Below are 21,795 nucleotides of genomic sequence, written 5' to 3'. Positions count from 1 at the left end.
GCCCGCCGCGCCTCGCCAGGCCGACGACGGCTCGAAATAAACGCGCACGGAGGATTCATCATGTATTTGACGCTCACAGTCGACACGTATCAGGGCAGCGCGCCCGATGCGCCGCTCGCGTGCCGCTTCGGCGTCTCGGGCGGCACCATCGGGCGCGGCCCCGACAACACGATGACGCTGCCGGACGCGGCGAAGACCGTGTCGCGCGTGCATGCGCGCATCGACTGGACGGAGGACGGTTGGCGGCTCGCGGACCTCGGCAGCAATCCGAGCCGCGTCGACGGACGGCCGCTTGCGAGCGGTCAGCCCGCGCGTCTGGCGCATGGCAACGTGCTGGAAATCGGCGGCTATCGGCTCGACGTGCGGACGATGGAGCGCGCGAGCGCCGCCGCCTTCGATGCGCCGCTCGGCGTGCATGACCTTCGCGGCTTCGATCCGCTCGATCCGCTCGATCCGGCGAGCCCGTTCGAAGGCGCGCAAACGCAGGCTTACGCACACGATCCGCTCGCGCGGGCTGCCGTGCTCGCCGATTCGCCGTTGCCGGGCCCGCGCTTCGATCCGCTCGCCGCGCCGCTCGGCGATGCGCACAGCGCCCACGAAACCCCGGCGCGACTCGACGGACACGCGGCGTTCGCCGGATCGAAGAGCGATCACGTGCCGCCCGAGCAGTTCGCCTACACGCCGCCCGCCGGCGCGATGGCGCATGCGCCGGCGGGCGGCATTCCGCACGACTACGATCCGCTGGGCGATTTCGCGCTCACGCCTGGCGCAAACGCCGCGCCCACGCCGATGCCGATGCCCGTGGCCGCCAACGACGCCATCGCCGAATCGGCCTATGCGGCGTTGCTCGACGGCATGGGCGTCGATGCCGCCGCGCTCGGCGCACGCAACGCCGCCGAGGTGGCGCGTCTCGCGGGCGCGATGCTGCGCACGGCGGTGCGCGGCGTGGTCGACGTGCTGCTGTCGCGCGCCGTGCTCAAACGCGAGATCAGCCTCGACACGACGATGCTGGTCCAGCGCGATAACAACCCGCTCAAGTTCTTCCCCGACGGCGACGGCGCGCTCGCGCAGATGCTGCGCGGCGCGAGCGCCGGCTATCTGCCCGCGCACACCGCGCTCGAAGGCGCATTCGACGATATCCGCCGCCACGAACTCGCGGTCCTCGCGGGCACGCGCGCGGCCATGCAGCATCTGCTCGGCCGCTTCGATCCGCAGGCAATCGCGGATGCCGACACGCGGCGCGGCTGGCTCGACCGGCTACCGGCACGCCGCAAGGCGCGCCAGTGGGACCGTCTCGTCGCGCTGCACGCCGAACTCACGCGCGCGAGCGCCGACGATCTCCAGGCGCTGTGCGGCAGCGCCTTCAACGACGCATACGAGCGGCAGGCGAACGGCCGTGCCGACGCGATGCCGCTGGCTTCTTCAATCCGATAGCGAGGCGACGATGTCCTGGAACAACAAGGTGATCTGGTCGGAAGGCATGCTGCTTCAGCCGCAGCATCTGCAACAGCACGACCGGTACCTGCGCGCGCAGATCGACGCGCGTTGCGCCGCGCTGCGTCCGTATGCGTTCGGCTTTTCGGAGCTGGCGATCGACGTCGAGCAACTGAAGCTCGGCCGCATCGCGCTGACCGCGTGCGCGGGCGTGCTGCCCGATGGCAGTCCGTTTCGCCTGCCCGCCGACGACGACTTGCCGTTGCCGCTCGCCGTGCCCGAGGACGCGCGCGATCTGACGGTCGTGCTCGCGCTGCCGGTTGCGCGGCGCGGCGTGCCCGAGGCCGCGTATCCGGCTCAGGCTGGCCACGATGGATTCGCGCGCCACCGGATCGCGGAAACCGAAGTGCTCGACAGCAACGACGGTGCGCTCGGCGCGGCGCTCGTGCAGGTCGGCAAGCTGCAACTGCGGCTCGCGTTCGAAGCGGACGTGGCGCACGCGCATACGGCGCTCGGGATCGCGCGCATCGTCGAGCGCCGCGCGGACAACAGCATCGTGCTCGATGCCGCCTACGCGCCGCCTTGCCTCGACTATCGCGTGTCGCGCCGGCTCGCCGCGTTCGTCGACGAATTGACGGGCCTCGTGCATCAGCGCGCCGATGCGCTCGCCGCGCGCCTCGCCCAGCCAGCCGCGACCGGCGCCGCCGAGATCGCCGATTTTCTGCTGCTGCAACTGCTTAACCGCGCAGAGCCGTTGTTCGCGGGCATCGCGTCGACGACCGGGCTGCATCCGCACGACCTGCATCAGCAGGCGCTGCAACTGGCGGGAGAGCTTGCAACCTTTAGCCAGTCCGGCAAGCGTCCCGCCGCGTTTCCGGGGTATCGGCACGAGCGTCTGGATGAAACCTTCACGCCGCTCGTCGATGCCCTGCGCACCGCGCTGAACGCCGTGATGGACCCGCATGCGGTGCCGATCGCGCTGGAAGAGCGCAAGTACGGCCTGCGCGTGGCGATCGTGCCGGATCGCGAGCTGTTCGCCTCGGCGAGTTTCGTGCTCGCGGTGAAGGCCGATCTCGCCCCGGCCGCGCTGCTCAACGGCTTCCCGCAGCAGGCCAAGCTCGGGCCGGTGGAGCGCATCCGCGATCTCGTCAATCTCCAGTTGCCGGGCATCGCGTTGCGTGCGTTGCCGGTCGCGCCGCGCCAGTTGCCGTTCCATGCCGGCTTCACGTATTTCGAGCTGGAACGCGGCGGCGACTTGTGGCGGCAGTTCGCGACTTCGGCCGGCGTCGCGCTGCACGTCGCGGGCGATTTTCCCGGCATCGAGTTCGAGTTCTGGGCGATCCGTCCATAAACGCGGCTCCATTCGACGAAGGATTCCATCGTGAACGCACCGACCTTTCCGCAAGCCGGCTTCGACCCGGACGACACCATCCTGATTCCGCAACCGGGCGCGCGCGTCGCGGCGCGTCCAACGCAGGAAGAAGCGCCGCGCGCGCCGGTTTTGCCGATCGCAAGCGGCATGAACCCGCTCGTGCGCGCGGCGAATCCGTTGCTCGAACTGGCGCTGCCGTTGCGTCAGCGCGCGGCGATCGCGGATATCGAAGCGCTGCGCACCGAGCTCGTGCGGATGATGCGCGCCTTCGAACACGAAGCGCGCGCGAGCGGCATCGACACCGAAAAGCTCGCGGCGGCGCGCTATTGCCTGTGTACGTGCATCGACGAATCGATCTCGGGCACGCCGTGGGGCAGCGGCGTCTGGGCGAGCCGCAGCCTGCTCGTGAGCTTTCATAACGAGGCGTCGGGCGGCGAGCGCTTCTTTCTGATCCTGCAACGGCTCGCGCAAGATCCGGCGCGCAACGTCGACGTGCTGGAACTGCTCTACGTGATCCTGTCGCTCGGTTTCGAAGGACGCTATCGCCTGATCGACGGCGGGCGCAGTCAGCTCGAATCCGTGCGCGAGCGGCTCGCGCGGATCATCCGCAGCCAGCGCGGCGCTTTCGAAGCCGAGCTGTCGGTGCATTGGCGGCCCGTTGAGCGCGCCCGCCGGCCGCTCGGTCAACGCATGCCGCCGTGGGTCTGCGCGGCGCTCGCGGGCGTCGTGCTCATGGCGACGCACATCGCGCTCGCCATGAGCCTGAACCGCACGTCCGATCCCGTGTTCGACGCGCTCAACCGCATCCGCGTGAGCGAGCGGCCCGCCGCGCGCGCCAGCGTCATCGCACCGGCCGCGATGCCCGCCGCCGCCGCGACGCTCGCGACGTTCCTCGCTCCCGAGATTCGCCAGGGGCTGGTTTCGGTGCGCGAGGCGGCGGATCGCTCCATCGTCACGATTACCGGCGACAACCTGTTCGCCTCCGGCAGCGCGACGCTCGATCCGGCTTACGACGCGCTGATCGGACGCATCGCCGATGCGCTGAAGAACGTGCCCGGCAAAGTCGTCGTCACGGGCCATACCGACGACCAGCGGCTCGTGTCGGCGCGCTTTCCGTCGAACTGGCATCTGTCGCAGGCGCGCGCCGACAGCGTGCGCGCGATGCTGGCGTCGCTCACTGGCGCGCCCGCGCGCTTTTCCGCCGAAGGTCGCGGCGATGCGGAACCACTCGCGCCGAACGACACGCCCGCGGGCCGCGCGAAAAACCGTCGCGTGGAGATCACGCTGCTCGCGCCGGGCGCGTCGTCGTGACTCGTCCACAACACAGATCAGAAGGGAGACATCGATGAAAAAGTTCGCAGGCACGCTCAGAACGCCGCAATGGCTCACGCTCGCGGGCGTGCTCGCGCTGCTCGTCGTGGTGTGGTTCGAAGGGCCGCTGCTCGCGTTCGACGGCCACGCGCCGCTCGAATCGCCGCGCGGCCGCTGGATCGCGATGGCCGCGCTCGTCGCCGTGTGGATGCTGGCGTGGGGCGCGCGCCTCGCCGTCGCGCGGCTCGTCAATCTGCGCTTCATGAGCGGCGTGGCGGGGAGGGAGCCGCCAAAAGCGGCCGGCAGCGCGGAACTCGCGGTGCTGCGCGAGCGCTTCGAGCAGGCGCTCGCGATCCTGAGGCAGGCGCGTATGAAAGGCGTGAATGGCCGCCAATGGGTGTATCAGTTGCCGTGGTACATGTTCATCGGCGCGCCGGGCACGGGAAAGAGCACGGCGCTCGCGCATTCCGGCCTGCGCTTTCCGCTGCGCGATAAGCTCGGCGGCGAGGCGATCGGCGGCGTCGGCGGCACGCGTCATTGCGACTGGTGGTTCACCGACGACGCCGTGCTCGTCGACACGGCAGGGCGCTTCACGACGCAGGACAGCGACGCGCAAGCCGATGAATCCGCGTGGACGGGCTTCCTGCAACTGCTGCGCAAGTACCGGCCGCGGCGGCCGTTGAACGGCGTCATCGTCACGCTCTCGGCGGCCGATCTCGTGCGTCAGGACGACGCCGCGCGCGATACGCACATCCGCACGATCCGGAGCCGTCTCACGGAGCTGAGCGAGCGTCTGGGCGTGCGCTTTCCGGTGTACGTCGTCGTGACGAAGTGCGATCTGCTCGCGGGCTTCACCGAGTTCTTCGACGATCTCGGCGAAGCGGAGCGCAATCAGGTCTGGGGCGTCACGTTCGCGCTCGACGAGTCGCCGGGTGTGGGCGCGGCGCTCGCTTCCTTTCCCGCCGAATTCGATGCGCTCGGCGCGCGGTTGCAGGCGCGCGTGCTGGATCGCATGCAGCGCGAAACGGATGTCGCGCGGCGGGCGCGCATCTACGGCTTCGCCCAGCAGTTCGCGGGGCTGCAGCCTGCGCTCGGGCATTTTCTCGACGGCGCATTTCGCGGCACGCGCTTCGAGGCGTCGCCACTTCTGCGCGGCGTGTACTTCACGAGCGGCACGCAGCACGGTCGGCCGATCGACCGCGCGATCAGCGCCATCGCGCAATCGCTCGGCTTGCGTCGCGACGTCGCGTACAACCGCGATGCGTCGGGGCGCGCGTACTTCATCAACCGGTTGCTCAAGGACGTGGTGATCGCGGAATCCGGGCTGGTGGGCGCGAACGCGCGCTTCGAACGATGCAGCGCGTGGCTGCGGCGCGGCGCGCTCGCTCTGGTCGGCGTAACGCTGATGATCGCGCTCGCGTGCATGGCGGTGAGCTATCAGCGCAATCGCGCGTATGTCGCCGGGTTCGAGCGGCAGACTCAGCATCTGGGGCAACTGGCGCGCGACGCGAACGCGGCCGCCGACCCGCTCGCGGTGCTGCCGCTGCTGGACGCGGCGCGCGCGCTGCCCGGCGGTTATGCGGACGCGGGCAGACCGGTGCCGTGGCTCACGCGGCTCTGGCTCTATCAGGGCGACAAGCTCGGCCAGGAGGCGCGCGTGACGTACCGGCGCTTGCTCGATCAGACCTTGCTGCCGCTCGCGGTCGGCAAGCTGACGCAGGAATTGCACGATGACGGCAAGGCAAATGATTCGGCATCCGAAGCGTATCGTTATGAAGCCTTGCGCGCATATCTGATGCTCGGCGACGCGCGCCATTTCGATGCCGCCGCGCTGCGTGCGCATCTGATTCCGGCGCTGGCGGGCGACGCGAGTCCGGCGCAACGAAGCGCGCTCGATGCGCATCTCGCCGCGCTGTTCGACAAGACGCACTTCGATCCGTCGCTGCCGCTCGACGACGCGCTCATCAAGGCGGCGCGCGCGCGCCTGGCCGAATTGCCGTTGTCGCAGCGCATCGGCAACCGCGTGGACGGCGAGCTTGCGCAGGCCAACCTCGCCGCGTTCAGCGTGAGCGCCGCGGCCGGACCCAACGCGCCGCTGTTGCTGCGGCGCACGAGCGGCGCACCGCTCACGACCGGCGTCGCGGGCGCATACACGCGCGCGGGCCATGCGCAATACACGCGCTTGCGCGACGCCGCTCTCGCCGATGTCGCGAAGGACGCATGGGTGCTCGGGCGCGACGATGTCGCCCTCACGCCCGAGGGCATCGCCGCATTGCGCGCCGCGCTCGACGAGCGCTACTTCAACGCCTACACGCGCGCATGGGACGGCCTGCTCGACGATGTGACCGCCGCGCCCATCACCGGTCTCGCCGATGCCGCGCGTATCGCAAACGAACTTTCCGCGCCCGACTCGCCGCTCAGGAAGTTCATCGTCGCGGCGGCGCGCGAGACGACGCTCGCGGCAAGCGCGCCCGCGAAGCCGGATGCGGCTTCGCCCGTGGACGACCACTTCCAGGCGCTGCATCAACTTGCAGGCAAGCCGGGCGACGCAGCCGCGCTTGATCGCGCTTTTGCGCCGTTGAAGGACGCCGCCGTCTATCTCGACGCCGCCGACGCCGCGCGCAAAATGGCCCAGCCCGCGCCCGCCGGCGACGCGCTCGGCAAGCTGAAGCTCGCGAGCCAGACGGGTCCGGCGCCGCTCATGCCGGTCGCCGCGTCGATCGCCACGGCGGGCACGGCGCTGCTCGAAGGCGGCGAGCGCGCCCGGCTCGATGCGTCGTGGAATGCGAACGCCGGTCCGCTGTGCCGCCGCGCGCTCGATGGCCGTTATCCCTTCGTGCATGGCTCGACGCGCGACGTCGCCGCCGACGACTTCGGCAAGCTGTTCGCGCCGGGCGGACTCATCGACGACTTCTTCCAGAAGAATCTCGCCGCGCTGGTCGATACGAGCGGAGCCGTCTGGCAATGGCGCGCCGGCACGCCGCCAGCGGGCATGCCGCGCGACGCGCTCGCGCAGTTCCAGCGCGCCGCGCAGATTCGCGATGCGTTTTTTCACGACGGCAGCCGCGACATGTCGGTCCGTTTTCGCGTGAAGGCGCTTTCCTTCGATCCGGCCGTGACGCAGGTGAATCTCGACATCGACGGGCAGCAACTCGCGTTGAGACAAGACGGCCTTCAGTCGATGCTGCTGCAATGGCCGAGCGGAAAGAACACCGGCCGCACGACTGCGCAAATCGATCCGCCCGCGAGCGCGCAGGCCGTGCCGTTCGACGCGAGCGGGCCGTGGGCGCTGCTGCATCTGATCGACGCGGGCAGGCTCGACGCCACCGCTCAGCCGGACCGCTACAAGCTCACGCTCGATTCCGCCGGACGCAAGGCCGTGCTCGAACTGGATGCGACGAGCGTCGTCAATCCGTTCCGGCGCGCGCCGCTGGAACAGTTTCGGTGTCCGGAGCATCTGTGATGGCGTCGCCGGGTGTCGCCGGATGCTTCGGCAAGCTGCGCGGCAATGGGGATTTCGTGACGCGCCGCTTGCCGCGGCGCTTCGTCGAACCGTGGGATGCGATGTTGCAGGCGGGCCTGCTCGCGGGCCGCGCGGCACGCGGACGTGCATGGCTCGATGCGTATCTGACCGCGCCGCTGTGGTGCTTCGCGCTCGGCGGCGGCGTGCTCGCGGAAAACGGCTGGGCGGGCGTGCTGATGCCGAGCGTCGACAGCGCGGGCCGGCATTTTCCGCTGACGATCGCCGCGCCCGTCGAGCCGGGCGCGTGGTCGATGTGGCGGGCGCGTGCGCATGCGTGGTTTGCGCAGTGCGGCGCGCTCGCGCTCGCGACGCTCGACAAGGGCGCGCGTCTCGATGATTTCGATGCCGGATTGCTGGCGCTCTCGCATGTGGATGAAGCGAACGGCGTTTCGATGCCGTCGGATGCCGGCGTCGCCGGAATGAGCGTTTGGTGGCATGCGCAAAGCATGCGCGTGAGCGCAGGTTTGCCCGATGCCGCGTTCGTCGCGGCGCTATTCGACAGTGCTGATGGCGGCATGGACGACGCGTGGATTAAACGTGGGGTAAGCGACGACTAGCGCCGGATTGCCCGACGCCGCGCTCGTCGCGGCGCTATCCGACAGTGCCGACGGCCGCGTGGACCAAGCGTGGATTAAACGTGGATTAAGCGACGACTAGCTGCCGACTAAGCGCGGACTAAACGCCGACTAAACGACGAAAAGTGCGGGTTTGCCCGACGCCGCCTTCGTCGCGGCGCTATTCGACAGTACCGACGACCGCGCCGACAAGACTCCGACCAAACTCCGACTAGCCGCCATCAAAGCAAGCAATCACCGCCGTGATGTTGTCCTTGCCGCCCGCATCGAGCGCGAGCGCGACGAGACGCCTGCATGCATCGCCGATGTCCTGCGGCGTCATCGCCGCGAGCGCCGCCTCGATCTCTCGATGCGAGACCTCGCCATGCAATCCGTCGCTGCACAGCAGATAGCGGTCGCCGGGAAGCCACGCATGCGTCTCCACGACGGGCGCGATCGAGGGCAGCGGTCCGAGCGCCTGCAGCAATACGTTGCGCGGCGGCAAATGCTCGATGGCGCCATGCTCCAGCGCCTGCTGATAAAGCGTCTGGTCGCGCGATAGTTGCGTCAGCGCACCGTCGCGATGGCGATAGAGCCGGCTATCGCCGACGTGAAGCGAGATCAGCCGGGCCGAGCCGGGCGGTTGCCAGATGCCCGTCAACGTGGTGCCCATCGATCGATGCGCGAGACGCTCGCGCAGGTTCATCGCGTGAAGCGTCGCGTTCGCTTGGTCGAGCGCGTCGGCGGCGGCGCGCATCGCGCACGCGGATGCATCGTGTACGGTGGCGTCGGGATCGTCGGTGTGCGGGGGGTCGGTGTGCGCGCGAGGCGTCGCATCGGCGGCGAGGCGCGTGGCCACGCAATCGAGCGCGGTAGCGCTGGCGCGTGCACCGAACGCGTGGCCGCCCATGCCGTCCGCGACCGCGACGAGGTTCAGCGCGGGATCGATCAGAAAGCGGTCCTGATTCTCGCGGCGCACGCGCCCGGCATCGGTGAGACCGAACGCCGTGCACGCGGCAAGGCGAATCGGTGCGTGGCGGATGAGCGTGTCGGGTTCCATCGGTCGTGCTCCTTCGGAATGCGTGTCGTGGTGAACCAAGTACTAAAGTCCGACGTCGCGCTCGAAGCGCGCGCGGTCGTGTTCATTGGAGATCGCGGCCGCGAGCCGTTCGTGCAGCGCGCGCAGGCTGGCCGTGCGCGCTGCCTCGCGTTTCGCGATGATCGTCGCGATCGGGCCGAGATACACGGCGAGCTTGAGCGCGGCGGCCCGCACCTCGTCCGCATCGAGCGATGAGGAAGCCGATGCACCCGCCGACGCCGACGCCGACGCCGTCCCATGCCCCGTGCCCGCGCCGGAACCCTCCGCGAAGGCGGCGACGAATTGCGCACGGCCCTTGTCGGACGGCACGTGCGGCGCGAGCAGCGCGATGAGCGCGGGCACATCCGGCGCACCGGCGATGCGCGCCGCCGCGCGCCGCACGAGCAGACGCGCGACCGGTCCGATCTGCGCGGCGAGCTGCGCTTCGATCGAAGCGAGAGCGGCGGCCGGCCACATCGTGAGCGACGGCAGCGAGTCGCCGCGCCACGATCCCGATCCCGATCCTGATCCCGAGCCCGATGCGAGCGGCCCGGCGGACTTCGCTGTCTGCGATTCCAGAATCGTGCGATCGTCGGCGATTGCGGCCTCGCGTTCGACCGGCGCGCACGGCATGCCATTCTGCGTTTCCGCGAGAGCCAGCCGCAACGCTTCGGCCGTCTGAAAGCGCGCGGCGGGACGCCGGGACAGCGCGCGCATCAGCACGTCGTCGAAAACCGGTGGCAGCGCCGGGTTGCAGGCGGACGGCATGCGCGGCGTCTCGTGCATGATTTGCCGCATGACTTCAGCCTGCGACGCGCCCGCGAACGGGCGGCATCCGGTGAGCATCTGGTAGAGCACGATCGCGGCGGAAAACAGGTCGGAGCGCCCATCGACGGGTTCCCCCGTGAACTGCTCCGGCGACATATAGGAAGGCGTGCCGATCATCGCGCCGGCCAGCGTCAGCGTGGACGACTCGACGTGCGCGACGCCGAAATCCGCGACCTTCAGCCGGCCTTGCGCACTGACGAGCAAGTTCGCGGGCTTGATGTCGCGATGCACGACGCCGTGCTCGTGCGCGAAGCCGAGCGCGGCGAGTAGTTGCGCGAACCAGTCGAGCGCGGTCGCGAGTTCGAGCGGACGTCCCGCGTCGAGCAGCGGCTTCAAACCATGTCCGCTCACCAGCTCCATCGCGATATAAGCGGTGTCCGCGGTCTCGCCATAGTCGTACACGCCGACTATGTTCGGATGCGTGAGCCGTCCGGCAGCCTGCGCTTCGTTACGCAAACGCGCCATCAGACTCGCGCGCTCGCCGTTTTCGAACAACTCGTGACGAACCGTCTTCAGCGCGACATGCCGCTCGATGTGCGGATCGAACGCGCGATAGACGACGCCCATCGCGCCCGCGCCCAGCATCGCCTCGATGCGGTACTTGCCGAGCTGCGTGACGGTTGTCGGGCGCGTCGGGTCCATCGCGGCGGTTGCCACCTCATGCCTCGATCATCTTGAACGCTTCGACGAGACTTGTCTTCATGCGCGCGAACGAGGCGGCGAGCGAGGCGATTTCATCGCGGCCGCGCTCACTGAAGTTCGCGCCGTCGAGTTGACCGAGACTCGCCTCATCGGCGGCGCGCGAGAGTGCACGAATGCGCCGCGTGACGAGCAGATGCACCATCACGTTCAGCGCGATCAGCAAGAGCACGAACACCGCGAGCAACGACGCGAGGAAGGTGCGCAGCACCGCGTCGCTGCGCGCGACCGGCAGCGCCATCGGCACCGACACGAAATCCGCGCCGATGACTTCATGCATCGCCCAGTTGAAGCCGTTGTCGGGACCGTATTTGTCGATGAGCGTCTTGGGCGCGCGCGACGGCACGCTGTGACACTCCATGCAGGCGGCGTCGTTGATGCGGTTCGGGCGCGCGATATACAGGTTCTGCCCGGACGGCGTGTCGCGCAGTCCGACGACTTCCTTCAGTTCGGGCTTGTCGTGCAGATGCCGGATGACGTCCGCCTCCCAGTCCGAGGGACGGTCGCGCGGATTGGTCGGGTTCAGCATCGTCGAGCGATAGGAGTATCCCGCGAGACGCTTCTCCAGCGTCATCAGCGTTTCGACTGCCGAGAAAGCCGGCACCGATTGCGGGACGAAGCTGTATTTGAGCTGCGTCTGCAGGAGCGGAGTGACTTGCGTCGCGGTGTAGTTTTGCGCCGCGCTCGCCGCTTCCATGAGGACGCGCGCATTCTGCACGGTCTCGTCGATGGCCGCGCGGCGCAGCAACTCGCGCGCGGCGAACCCGGCCGACACGAAGCCCACGACGAAAACCGCGAGAAACACCAGATTGAACTTGACGGCGAGCGACAGTCTCATGACTCCACCTCGGTTGATTGGGGCTGAACGGGCGAGAGCGCGCGTCGGCGCGGCATGGCGGGAGGCGGGCACAGCACGCGCCGCCATTCGGGAAGCTCGCGCAGGTTCTGCCGCACCTGCGAGCGGAACGGCTCGCCTTGCGCCAGCGGCCGAAAGCGCGCGACGAAGGTGCGCCGGATGGGCAGCGGCGCGGCAAGCCAGCCGGCGAGATCGGCATAGGTCGCTGGACGGCCCTGCGTGAGCGCGGCAGGCTTCGTCTTCGCGGGCGTCGCGACTGATACGAGCGGATCGCGAAACGGCAACGGCATCGCGGCGATGAACGACGCAGCCGGGCGCGCGCGCAGATCGAGCGGCTTGCCGGTTTCGCGTTCGCCGTAATGCTCGCCGTCGAGCTGGCGATGCGCATCGGCGTGCTCGGGCAGCGCGAGCGTCACGCTGCCCGTTTCGATAAAAAATGCGGTCGTATCGCGGCTCACGTGCAGCACCGCGGCGCCGTCGCGCAAGTCGAGGTCGAGCGTGGGCGTGTCGATCGACAAGTGCGCTACGGCGTTCGCATGCGCGCGCGCGATCTTGATCCAGCCCGAGAGCAGCGCTAACGCATCGCCGCGCGGACCCGCATCGATGGCGATGCGCGTGTCGCCGCCGAGCGCGATGATCGTGCCGTCGGCGTCTTCGATTTGCGCGCTTGCCCGTGCATCGGTCGCGAGCAGATCGCCCGGCTCCAGCGCGATGGGCGCGTCGATGATGAACACGGTCGTCGCGCGGATCAGCGTGACAGCGCCGTCGGGCAGCAACATGGCCTGGCCAGCCTGCGCGCCGTGAAGCGTGCACAGACAAGCGAGGGCGAAGACGATGCGCAGCGTGTGCAGTGGAGTTCGGGCGTTCATCGCGGGCGATGCCTCGGAACGTGGATGAGTTGAGACGAAAACAGCCGGAGACCGGGTTCTATTCCAGAGATTTTTCTGCACGACGAAGATGAGCGACGTGAAAAGAAAAACGCCTTCGCTCGGCCCACACGAAGGCGTCAAATGATCCACGCGCGGATGCGTCAGCCGTTCAGAAAGCCGAGCACGGCCTTGCGCACCTTGAGATCCCAGGTTTGTTCCTCGGTGTGACTCGCGGCGAACGTGAGGAGACCTTTGATCATTGCATCGTCGGAATTGAACGCGAAACCCGCATCGCTCAGATAGCCCGATCCCCAGACCTTTAGGTTATCCACGTACTTGCAGCCGGCCGTGAATTCCGCCTGCGTGACGATGTTCTCGTCGTCCTTGAACATCGCAAGAAAATGCATCTTGTCGCCGCAAATACCGGAGTTGAGCGTGAGCGCCGAGAGCGCCGGAATCGGCACCGCGTAGCGCTTGAACCAGCTATTGAAGGCGATCGGCCGCGTATGCAGTGCATCGCGCTGCATGCGGGCATCCCAGTAGCCTTTCGCCTGCTCGCAAAACCGCTTGATGCGCTTGATCTCGACGATCTTCCAGATCACCTTCGCGAGCGTTTCCATGATGGAGACGACCGCATCGACGATGGTCGACGCGCCCTGGCTCGCGAACTGCAACCCGAGGCTCGCGCCGCCCTTGACGAGGTCGTACACGCCGGAGCCTATGCTCAGCTTCATCGCTCGTCTGATCGCTTCCACGATAGTTCCGGGATGCCCGGCCAGCAGTTGCACATCGCGGCCCTGCACCCATTCGCGATACTTCGTGATGCTGCTGTCCACGGTATTGGCGATGCCCTTGGCGATATCGAGGCCCGCGCCGATGAACGGAGCCAGCGTGGCCAGCAGCTTGCCGCACAGGAAATCGACGAGCTTGCGCAGCAGCGCGGGCATCGTGTCGAGCGCGAATCCGCCCGGATCGTTGCGGATGTCCGCAACCTTCTCGCGAATCAGGTCCCAGAGCTTTCTCGCGCCTTCCTCGACCTTCGCGCGAATCGACTCATAAAGACGCTGCGCCGCGCTGCTCAGCGCAGGCAACGTGATGCTGGAAGTCGTGAGCTGATTCGATTTCACCAGCGTGGGCTCCCTGTGCTTTCTGATCTTCTTTTGCACCTGTTCGAGCGCGAGCGATGCCGATTTCTGCACGACGCTGTTGTCCAGCACGTCGGCGGCGCGCGCGGCCGCGACGTTGGTGTCCGGTGCGAATCCGAGGCCGACGTTGGTGATATCGAATGCGCCTTCCAGCAGCACCTGGAACGTGTCGTCTTCCACTTCCATGTTGCCGAAGAGATACAGCACGCCCAGACGCGAATTGATGAGCGCCGGCGTCATGAAGTCCTGCGCGCCCGCCGCGGCATCCGTGTCGCCCTTGCCATGCAGTTGCTGATCCAGCAACGTGAAATACTTCGAGCCGTTGCGCGCGGACGTTCTCCATGCATCGTCGGGGCCGGCCGAAAGTTGCCAGCGCTCGAACGCCCTCACGAGGCAGTGAAACTGATGAACGGTCCGGTTGCGCTGATACAGGAGGATGTGCTGGTCCAGGTCTTTCAGCGCCGTGCCGCGCACCTGAAGCAGCGACGAAGTTCCTCTCAGCCATTCATCGTGGGGAACGATGTCGGGCAAGCTGGCGTAAGCGTAGGGCATGGAAGGGTCTCCCCGATGAATTGATGTGGTGGCCGACTGTTCAGGAGCTGTGCTAGCACCACGCGATATCGTTCAGCTTTACGTAGTGCGTTTCGATCAGGCGGCCGCTGCGACTGCGCAGATCCACCCGATAGATGCAGCCGAAACTGAAGAAGCTGTGCTCAAGAACGAAGATTTCGCGATGCATGATTGCTCCTGCCGGGCCGGTTCGCTGGACGAATCGTGCCGATCATGGCCGCGACAGGGTGCGCGACCGTCGAAAGCAAAACAGCGGGGCGGGAAGTTTTGTTCCGCGTGAGATGCGCGATTTATTTGCGCGAGCGGGGGGAATAAACGCGGTTCAGAAGTGTCTCCCTGTCCGGGTCGCTCAGCGGCCGACGGGGAAACGGTCGATGCGCCGCCAGGGCAAAGAGCAGCGGGATCGTATCGGGAATGAGGGCGTGTCGCTCGCGCTGGCCGCCGTGAAGAGGGCGGCGACATCGATGGCGTCATGCATCGACGTGACCCGAGCTTGAGGAACGCTTGAGGCTTGTGGAACGAAGTCGGGAACTGCGAAGAACAACGCGGCGGTTCGCATCTTCAATGAAGACGCAGCGCGTTTTCTTGCGTAAGACTGGAAGTGGGCGATGCGGGAGACTTGCCGGCGGTCTGTTGATATTTCAGCGCAACGGCACATGCATGCCCGTGGGTCCGTCTGACTAGCCGCGCGTGTCGATCCACTCGCGTGCCCATCGACGCGAATACTCGATGGCCTCGCTTTCCTTCGAGAAATAATCGAGTGCATAGAAGCGATACTGCGCATCCGTCATAGGGTCGCTGGAACGTTCGAGCAGCAAATTGGCTGAAAACGTTTTGTCGCGGAGTCGATGTGCGGAAGCCTGTACCGTGTAACCACGATATTGATTGAGTGATGTCATTTTAATTTTAGATGTGGGCGCTTTACGCCAAAATGCGAAAGCGCGAGAGCGATGCGCGTCTGGAACGCGATCGTCAAAAGGCTGCTAATAAAGCCAGGGAGAAGAAAAGCGGGAAGCGGAGATCGAATCAACAGAAGCGCGGGAACCGATGTCGCGGTTCCCGGCGTACAGCGGATTTACAGCGGCTTGATGTTCGAAGCTTGCATGCCCTTCGGGCCACGCTTCGCTTCGAAGCTGACTTTTTGACCTTCAACCAGCGTCTTGAAGCCGTCTGCGCGAATTTCCGAGAAGTGCGCGAAGAGATCGTCGCTGCCATTATCCGGGCTGATAAAACCAAAACCCTTGGTGTCGTTAAACCACTTGACCGTACCGGTGTCCATGAAAATCCTGAATTAAATAAATCGTTTGCTCGATTGAGCGAAGTGAAGCGGCAAGGAGGGAATGGACACGAATACCGGAAAAGATCGGACTATTGATGAGCAGCAATCGACTTCTTGTACTTCAACCGTAAGTATGCCAATTCCAAGATAGTTGGTCAACAATTAATTTGCGCCTACCTGTGACAGTCTCGCTGCGCCCCGTCGGGCCTGTGCCGGAGCCCGAGCGACTGACCTTGGCAAGCGGAACGATTCGTGCGGCGCATGGGCACCACGTCATCGAGTCGCGTCATGGGTTTTCGTCAGGAGAAGCCGGCGGGGGAAGGGCGCATGCGCGGCGCCGCCAAGCCCGCGCATTCATGGGCGGCAGACGTCGGCCCGGGCCTCGTCACGATCGCGTCCGATAACGATCCGAGCGGGCTCGCCACCTACACGCTGGCGGGCGCGTGGTACGGATTCGACCTGTTATGGGTATGCGTGCTGACGTACCCGTCCACCGTGGCGCTTCAACTGATCGCCGCCCGGGTTGCCGCCATCACGGGTCGAGGCTTGACGACGAATATGCGCGAACACTATTCGCCGCTGTTCTTCTACTTTGCCGTCGCGCGTTTCGTCGTCGCCAATACGTTCAACATCGCGGTCGATGTTCTCGCCATGGGCATCGCGCTGAAATCGCTATTCGGCGGTTCGCTTGCGTGGCTCGCGCTCGCGTCGGGATGCGCATCGCTCGTGCTGCAGTGGGGCATCGACTATGCGCGCTACGCCCGAATCCTCAAGTGGCTGACGCTCGCCATGTTCGCGTACGTCGGCGTCGTCGTGCTCGTCGACGTGCCGTGGCGACTCGTTGCGATCCGGTCCGTGATGCCGCGCGTCGTGTGGACGGAGGGCTATATGACGATGCTGATCGCGGTGCTCGGCACGACCGTCAGCCCTTACTTGTTGTTCGCGCAAGCGGAGCAGCAGGTCCGCAACGCTGAAGGGCGAGGCGCCGGGCGCGGACAAACGTTGAACCGGACGATGCAAGGGGTGCGTCGCGACACGCTTATAAGGACGGTGTGTTCCAACGCGGTCGCGATCTGCGTGATGATCGCGGCGGCTGCGACGCTTCATCTGATCGAACAGACGCCTGCCGGCGATGCTGTTCAGATGTCCCGCGTGCTGGAGCCACTCGTGGACGGTTACGCGCGGCACGTGCTCGCACTGGCGCTTCTCGGATCGGCACTGCTCGCGCTGCCCCCGCTTGCGGGTTCGGCGGCTCAGGCCGTGGCCAGTTCGTTTCACTGGGAACGCGGCGAACGGCGAGATCGGCGCATTGCGTACTTTCTCGTTGCGACGATGGCGATCGGCATGATCGCCGCGTTGGTCCTCACCGCATATCACGTCGAGCCGGTGCGCGCGCTTTATTGGAGCGCGGTCGTCAACGGGATGACCGTGACGCCGGTCCTCGTGTTGCTCGTTTTGCTCAGCTCGAAGCGCGAAGCCGTCGGCGATCTCGCTGCGCATTGGGCGCTTCGCGCGCTGAGCTGGCTCGCCACGATCGCGACCGCGGCGGCAGTGTTCGCGCACTTCGTACTCGAATTGCCGTGAAGACGCTCGTGGCGTTTGGCGTTGTTACCAGTCGAAAAAGTGTCCGACGTAATGCCCGCGCGCTTGGTCACATCCGCCACCGAACGACCACGCCCGGGGCTTGCCGCTCGTACTGACCTCCCCGGTTGCCAGGAATGATGGCTCGAAGAAGTCTACGAAAGGCTCGCCGGTCCAGTTTGCTTTCGGCTCTCAAGTTCATCGAGATCAAGGGCAGCTTCCATAGCGTTGCCAAGAGCGGCAATCATTGCGGTCGCCTGACTGGGGTGGGTTGGATGCGTCAGGCTCGCTGCCGATAAGCAGCGGAAATGATGCTGCGCAGTGCGCGGGCGCTGTCGTGAACGGACGCACCGTTATCCCTCAAATGGATAAACGATATTTGAGGTTAATCCTATTTATCCGTATTCGTCAGTTGATTTGATTGACTTCCTTTCGTCGCAACCCTAAATTCCAGTGTAAAAGCTCTGGACGCGTTGTTCCGTCCAACCGAATAGGAATGCGAATGAACGCAGTGACGAAGGATCTGGTGGACGCGCTACGCCATCCGAGCGCGCGCCTTACCCAGCACCTGAGTGTTTGGATCGGCACGCTCGACCTTGATATTGATGTGTTCAAGTTCAAGATCAAGGCGGGGCTGTGCAAAGACTATGAGGTGGAGGTGACAGTGACCTCCCCGCAGCTCGATATCGAGGGCAAGCTCCTGGTCGGGCGGCGCGCGGGCCTGCAGATCGACGAACGGGTGACCGTGCCTTCGGCGAATTACATCGAGGCTGTCGATCACGCGGCCGCCACTTTTAACGGGATCGTCACGCGTTGTAAGCGCGTCAGCGCGAACCGGGACGAGGCGGTTTATAAACTCCGCATCGAGCCCAGGTTTGCCGCGCTTGGAAAAAGGATTCAAGGTTCTGACGTTTTTAAAGACGTGACCTTTCAGGACCTCGTCACGCAACTGCTCGTCGACCGGAAGAACTTCGATGCCTTCGATATCGAGTTCCATCTGGAAGGTGTGCAGGAGAAGATGGAACAGGTGGTGATGTATGAGGAGTCCGTCTGGAATTTCATCACACGTCACGCCAAACGGAAGGGCATTTGCTGGTTCTACAAACAGGGGCGCGGCAAGGACGGTCAACTCGATATTCTTGTTTTCACGGACAATCCGCGGGCCTACGTGCGCTCGATCGACGTGCCGCTGCTCTCCGACGCAGGTCTGAACAGCAACTGGTACGAAGCGGCGTTGTCGGTCAGCGAGGCGCGCACGCTGGTGCCAGCCACGATCGAGGTTTGGGAGCGCAACTATCGCACGCCCGAAGATCCGTTGCGCGCCACGGCGAGCGTCTCCGATGAGGCTGACGATCGCTCGGTGTTCGGGCGGATCAATCGCAGTGCCGAATTTCATCTGACGCCGCAGCAGGGCGAGGCGCTGGCGCAGACGCGTCGCGACGAGCAGATCGCGAAGCAGACGAGGGTCTCGGGCAAGACCAACGCCAAGGGCGTAGCGCCGGGCGTGGTGGTGAAGCTGACCAACACGAAGCTGGCGAGTGCGCCCTATGGATTCGTGGTGGTATCGATGACGATGAAGGGCAGCCGCACCAAGCCGGCCTTCGTCCGCTTCAAGGCGATGCCTGCACATCTGGCGTACCGTCCCGAATTCATATACGAGCGGGATTGGAGATTTTTGAAGGGGCCCATTGTCGGAGTTGTCACGACTTTTGACTCATCGCCCTACGGGTGTATGGATGAATTTGGGCGTTATCCAGTACTGCCCAAATTTTTACAAGGCACGGCTAATACCGACAAACAACTGCTGAAGCTGCGCCTGCTGCGTCCGTCCTCGTCGTATCGAGGCGGCTTTCATTCGCCCTTGCTACCGCTAACGGAGGTCTTGCTGGGGGCGGCGCATTCCGACGTGGATCGCCAGCACATTATCGGTGCGCTGCATGACTATTCGCATCCGGACGTGGTGCATGGCGCCGATGCGATGTTCAGCTACGCGATCTGGCGCTCGCCGCTGCTCGGTGCGGAGACCGTGTTCAACGACCTGCAAGGCAAGGAAAGCGCGCGCATCGCGACGGTGTACGGCCAGACGGCGTTCAACCAGGGCTATCTGCTCAACAGTAAAAAGCTCCATCGAGGCGAAGGGTTCGAAGCGACGACCCAAGCGTGGGGCACGCTTCGCGCAGCGAAAGGCCTGTTCTTCTCGGCGGATGCGGCAGCCGGAACGGACACGCCGCATCTTGACATGCCTGCTGCGGTTCAACAACTGACGGCCGCGCTACAGCGCGTGACGGATCTCGCGGCGGCGACTACTCAGGCCAAAGCGGATCCGGCTGATCGGGCCACGCAGTCGGCGTTGCTGCAAGCGCTTGACCAACTCCGCGATGCGGGGCTGCTGGCAAGCGCTCCGGGCGGCATGGCGTTCGTCACGCCCAAGTCTGTCCAGCATTCGGCGGGCGAGAACGTGATCGTCACCGCGGGCCAAGACATGGACGTGAGCATCACGAGGCGGCTGCGCTTGGTGGCGGGCGATCTTATTTCGCTCTGCGCACACAAGCTGGGCATCAAGATTTTCTCGAAGGGGAAGATCGAGGTGCAGGCGCAGGGCGCTTCGATGGATCTGTTCGCCGACCAGCAACTGCACGTGTCCAGCGCGAACGCGGACGTGCTCGTCAACGGCAAGACGAAGGCTGTGCTGGCGAGCGGCGGTGCGGCGATCAAGATCGAAAACGGCAGCGTCGAGGTGATTTGTCCGGGCGACTTCAAGATCAAGGCGGGCTCCTTCACGTTTGAAGGGCCGCAGAACCTGGACCCGACCTTACCGGATCTGCCCAAGAGCGATCTCAAAATTTCAGAACAATATATCCGGTCACGCTAAGTCATGATTATCAGCCCCCCGTTCCTTCCGGCTGAAGGCCTTAACATGCCCGCCGAGAAATGGAAAACCGACCCGATTATGGATGTGGTCGACACCTTCGAGTTGCCGCATAGCGGCGTGTTTCCCATTGCTTTTGACCAACGCTGGCATTGCGGCATGCATCTGGTGCCGTTCGGCGGCGCTGGCCAGCTTGAGCCGGTGCGCGCGATCGCGGACGGAGAAGTTGTTGCCTACCGCGTCGCCAAGGAGGCCATCTCGGATGGACAAAAGGATGCCGACGGGACCACTGCACTCAACAGCAATACCGGCTTTGTGCTTCTCAAGCATGTGACAGATACGGGCGAAGGGCGCACGATTACGTTCTATTCGCTGTACATGCATCTGCTCGACTTCATCAACACGAACGCGCTCGTGCCGCAGCCGAATAACCCTGCGTCGGATAGTTCGCCTAACGCGTTGCCGGCGTGGCTGCTTCGAGATACGGATGGCGTGCAGGCGGGTGGCGGCAAGAAGGTGTACAGAAAGGATCAGTTGGGTTTTCGAGGCGAGAGTCAGGGCGAGGCGCATTTGCACTTCGAGATTTTCATGACCGAGGAGGACTTCACCGCGTATTTCGAACAGGACGGGCACCCGGTCGCGCTGGGCGAAGTAGATCCGAAAACGCCTGATTCAAAGGACTACTGGGGACACACCTATTTCGTGATTCCGAAGGATTCCGCATTTGTAAGCGTGCCACCGGGCTTGGAGAATTTAGAAACGAAGGGCCGCTCGCCCAAGCCGTTTTTTCCCGCGCTGGACGCCGATGCTTTGGACGCCAACAGCACGCTTTATGTCGAGGCATACTTCAGCCGTGGCGAGCGCTTTATGCGCGCATGGCTCGATAAAGGCGATGGCAAACCCGTTTTGCTGACACCCGACCCTGTGCAGGACAAGTTCGAGGAGTATGAATACGGCCTCTACGAACGCGCCACGGCGTTGTACGAAACTTGTCCGAGCGATGGCTATGAACTGCTGCGCTTCGGACGCATCCTGAGCACCGATACGCCAACGTTGCCAGCCGATCAGCAAACCACTTGGGTCGCCGTGCCGTTTGCAGATGGAAAGACGGGTTATATCGACGTGAATTCGGCCGACATCCAGAAGCTGTCGGATGCGGACTTCCCGCTCTTCATGAATTGGCAGAAGATTGAAGACGGCAATACACCGTTCGATCAGGAGGGACTGTGCGGTTACGACGAGTTATGCGAAATCACGGGCGTGACCGATGTACAGTCCTCCACGCAAGGCACAATGCCGGCCGGGTTCAACCACGATCCGCGTGTGGCCGCGTATGTGCAAAGCCACGCGGAAGCGCGCGCGAGGCTCAAGGGATTTATTTGCCACGCCAAGAGCGAATGGGATGCGAGCAACAACAACGACCGCTATGCCGGGCTGAACGACCCGGAGGGGTTCTTTGGAAAGCGCAAAGATGTCAACCCGAACGGTTATGAGAATTTCATCAAGTTTACGGAACAGTCGCAGTTTATGGGGCAGACGCCATTGGGCGAAGGAAAGAAGTTTCGGTTCTTTCACCCGACTGCCTTTATTCGGCATTTTAGGAAGTGCGGGTGGTTGAGTCGAATCGAACTTCAACACTTACTACCAAGAAATGTCGTACAAAAATCGACTCCATGGAAGTGGCAACAGGTGAGTCTCCGTGGTGCGGCTTCTATGCTAGCAGTGGACAATCAGGACGCTATGCAAAGGCACTGGTATCCGAAGCTCGACTATGGGCCGCGAGACTGAGCAAGGCGTTGCCCGGGACGGGGCGAATGTGATCCGGCG

General features: G+C 64.9%; 16 protein-coding genes. 8 read left to right on the top strand and 8 right to left on the bottom strand.

Annotation, left to right across the window (positions count from 1 at the left end; genetic code table 11):
• The first annotated feature begins 60 nt into the window (after positions 1–60).
• Genes tagH through tagF form a run of 5 tightly spaced genes read left to right on the top strand, consistent with a single transcriptional unit; the run spans position 61 to position 8,197 of the window.
• Positions 61–1,434: a type VI secretion system-associated FHA domain protein TagH gene (tagH, locus tag AWB82_RS33660; RefSeq protein ID WP_086973613.1), complete on the top strand. Its 1,374-nt coding sequence runs from the start codon at positions 61–63 to the stop codon at positions 1,432–1,434.
• A gap of 10 nt (positions 1,435–1,444) precedes the next feature.
• Positions 1,445–2,785, top strand: coding sequence for a type VI secretion system baseplate subunit TssK (tssK, locus tag AWB82_RS33655; RefSeq protein WP_086973614.1), 1,341 nt, complete (start codon positions 1,445–1,447; stop codon positions 2,783–2,785).
• Positions 2,786–2,815: 30 nt separating this feature from the next.
• A complete protein-coding gene (locus AWB82_RS33650; protein WP_086973612.1) occupies positions 2,816–4,117 on the top strand; it encodes a DotU family type VI secretion system protein in 1,302 nt (433 codons plus the stop codon).
• Between the two features lie 34 nt (positions 4,118–4,151).
• Positions 4,152–7,580: a type VI secretion system membrane subunit TssM gene (gene tssM / locus AWB82_RS33645; protein ID WP_086973611.1), complete on the top strand. Its 3,429-nt coding sequence runs from the start codon at positions 4,152–4,154 to the stop codon at positions 7,578–7,580.
• Positions 7,562–8,197, top strand: coding sequence for a type VI secretion system-associated protein TagF (tagF, locus tag AWB82_RS33640; RefSeq protein ID WP_143756960.1), 636 nt, complete (start codon positions 7,562–7,564; stop codon positions 8,195–8,197). The genes tssM and tagF overlap by 19 nt, the downstream gene beginning before the upstream one ends.
• A 229-nt stretch (positions 8,198–8,426) precedes the next feature.
• On the opposite strand, the gene AWB82_RS33635 is transcribed toward tagF, so the two are convergent.
• From AWB82_RS33635 to AWB82_RS33605, 8 genes are all read right to left on the bottom strand, one after another.
• A complete protein-coding gene (locus AWB82_RS33635; protein WP_086973609.1) occupies positions 8,427–9,254 on the bottom strand; it encodes a PP2C family protein-serine/threonine phosphatase in 828 nt (275 codons plus the stop codon).
• 42 nt (positions 9,255–9,296) lie between these two features.
• A complete protein-coding gene (locus AWB82_RS33630; protein ID WP_235023548.1) occupies positions 9,297–10,757 on the bottom strand; it encodes a serine/threonine-protein kinase in 1,461 nt (486 codons plus the stop codon).
• A gap of 1 nt (position 10,758) precedes the next feature.
• Positions 10,759–11,637, bottom strand: a complete 879-nt coding sequence (locus AWB82_RS33625; RefSeq protein ID WP_086973607.1) for a Tll0287-like domain-containing protein — start codon at positions 11,635–11,637, stop codon at positions 10,759–10,761.
• Entirely contained in the window at positions 11,634–12,524 is an 891-nt protein-coding gene (locus AWB82_RS33620; RefSeq protein ID WP_086973606.1) for a FecR domain-containing protein, read from the bottom strand. Before AWB82_RS33620 ends, AWB82_RS33625 begins: the two co-directional genes overlap by 4 nt.
• Positions 12,525–12,685: 161 nt before the next feature.
• Entirely contained in the window at positions 12,686–14,221 is a 1,536-nt protein-coding gene (locus tag AWB82_RS33615) for a hypothetical protein (RefSeq protein ID WP_086973605.1), read from the bottom strand.
• 52 nt (positions 14,222–14,273) lie between these two features.
• Positions 14,274–14,408: a hypothetical protein gene (locus AWB82_RS38920; protein ID WP_268811051.1), complete on the bottom strand. Its 135-nt coding sequence runs from the start codon at positions 14,406–14,408 to the stop codon at positions 14,274–14,276.
• Positions 14,409–14,919: 511 nt separating this feature from the next.
• Positions 14,920–15,138, bottom strand: a complete 219-nt coding sequence (locus tag AWB82_RS33610) for a hypothetical protein (RefSeq protein ID WP_086973604.1) — start codon at positions 15,136–15,138, stop codon at positions 14,920–14,922.
• A 176-nt stretch (positions 15,139–15,314) separates the two neighbouring features.
• Positions 15,315–15,518: a cold-shock protein gene (locus AWB82_RS33605; RefSeq protein WP_086973603.1), complete on the bottom strand. Its 204-nt coding sequence runs from the start codon at positions 15,516–15,518 to the stop codon at positions 15,315–15,317.
• Between the two features lie 288 nt (positions 15,519–15,806).
• Between AWB82_RS33605 and AWB82_RS33600 the strand changes: the two genes are divergently transcribed.
• The 3 genes from AWB82_RS33600 to AWB82_RS33590 all read left to right on the top strand — a co-directional run bounded on the left by AWB82_RS33600 (position 15,807) and on the right by AWB82_RS33590 (position 21,756).
• On the top strand, positions 15,807–17,102 hold the full coding sequence (locus tag AWB82_RS33600) for an NRAMP family divalent metal transporter (protein WP_086973602.1): 1,296 nt from the start codon (positions 15,807–15,809) through the stop codon (positions 17,100–17,102).
• A gap of 499 nt (positions 17,103–17,601) precedes the next feature.
• Positions 17,602–19,971 carry a type VI secretion system tip protein VgrG gene (gene vgrG / locus AWB82_RS33595; protein WP_086973601.1) on the top strand — a complete coding sequence of 790 codons (2,370 nt, stop codon included), beginning with the start codon at positions 17,602–17,604 and terminating at the stop codon, positions 19,969–19,971.
• A 45-nt stretch (positions 19,972–20,016) separates the two neighbouring features.
• Positions 20,017–21,756 (top strand): M23 family peptidase, encoded by a 1,740-nt coding sequence (locus AWB82_RS33590; RefSeq protein WP_143756959.1) that lies wholly within the window; start codon positions 20,017–20,019, stop codon positions 21,754–21,756.
• Positions 21,757–21,795: the final 39 nt, after the last annotated feature.

Origin of the sequence: Caballeronia glebae (assembly GCF_001545035.1) — a bacterium.
GTDB lineage: Bacteria > Pseudomonadota > Gammaproteobacteria > Burkholderiales > Burkholderiaceae > Caballeronia > Caballeronia glebae.
The sequence above is the reverse complement of the archived record's forward strand: the minus strand, read 5'-3'. Positions and strand labels throughout refer to the sequence as shown.

Bases quoted from the DNA above. Each gene is read 5' to 3' on its own strand.
- AWB82_RS33610 (WP_086973604.1), bottom strand. From the start codon at position 15,138: ATGACATCACTCAATCAATATCGTGGTTACACGGTACAGGCTTCCGCA.
- AWB82_RS33635 (WP_086973609.1), bottom strand. From the start codon at position 9,254: ATGGAACCCGACACGCTCATCCGCCACGCACCGATTCGCCTTGCCGCG.
- AWB82_RS33620 (WP_086973606.1), bottom strand. From the start codon at position 12,524: ATGAACGCCCGAACTCCACTGCACACGCTGCGCATCGTCTTCGCCCTC.
- AWB82_RS33615 (WP_086973605.1), bottom strand. From the start codon at position 14,221: ATGCCCTACGCTTACGCCAGCTTGCCCGACATCGTTCCCCACGATGAA.
- AWB82_RS33600 (WP_086973602.1), top strand. From the start codon at position 15,807: ATGGGTTTTCGTCAGGAGAAGCCGGCGGGGGAAGGGCGCATGCGCGGC.
- AWB82_RS33625 (WP_086973607.1), bottom strand. From the start codon at position 11,637: ATGAGACTGTCGCTCGCCGTCAAGTTCAATCTGGTGTTTCTCGCGGTT.
- AWB82_RS38920 (WP_268811051.1), bottom strand. From the start codon at position 14,408: ATGCATCGCGAAATCTTCGTTCTTGAGCACAGCTTCTTCAGTTTCGGC.
- tssK (WP_086973614.1), top strand. From the start codon at position 1,445: ATGTCCTGGAACAACAAGGTGATCTGGTCGGAAGGCATGCTGCTTCAG.
- tagH (WP_086973613.1), top strand. From the start codon at position 61: ATGTATTTGACGCTCACAGTCGACACGTATCAGGGCAGCGCGCCCGAT.
- vgrG (WP_086973601.1), top strand. From the start codon at position 17,602: ATGAACGCAGTGACGAAGGATCTGGTGGACGCGCTACGCCATCCGAGC.
- tssM (WP_086973611.1), top strand. From the start codon at position 4,152: ATGAAAAAGTTCGCAGGCACGCTCAGAACGCCGCAATGGCTCACGCTC.
- AWB82_RS33590 (WP_143756959.1), top strand. From the start codon at position 20,017: ATGCCCGCCGAGAAATGGAAAACCGACCCGATTATGGATGTGGTCGAC.
- AWB82_RS33605 (WP_086973603.1), bottom strand. From the start codon at position 15,518: ATGGACACCGGTACGGTCAAGTGGTTTAACGACACCAAGGGTTTTGGT.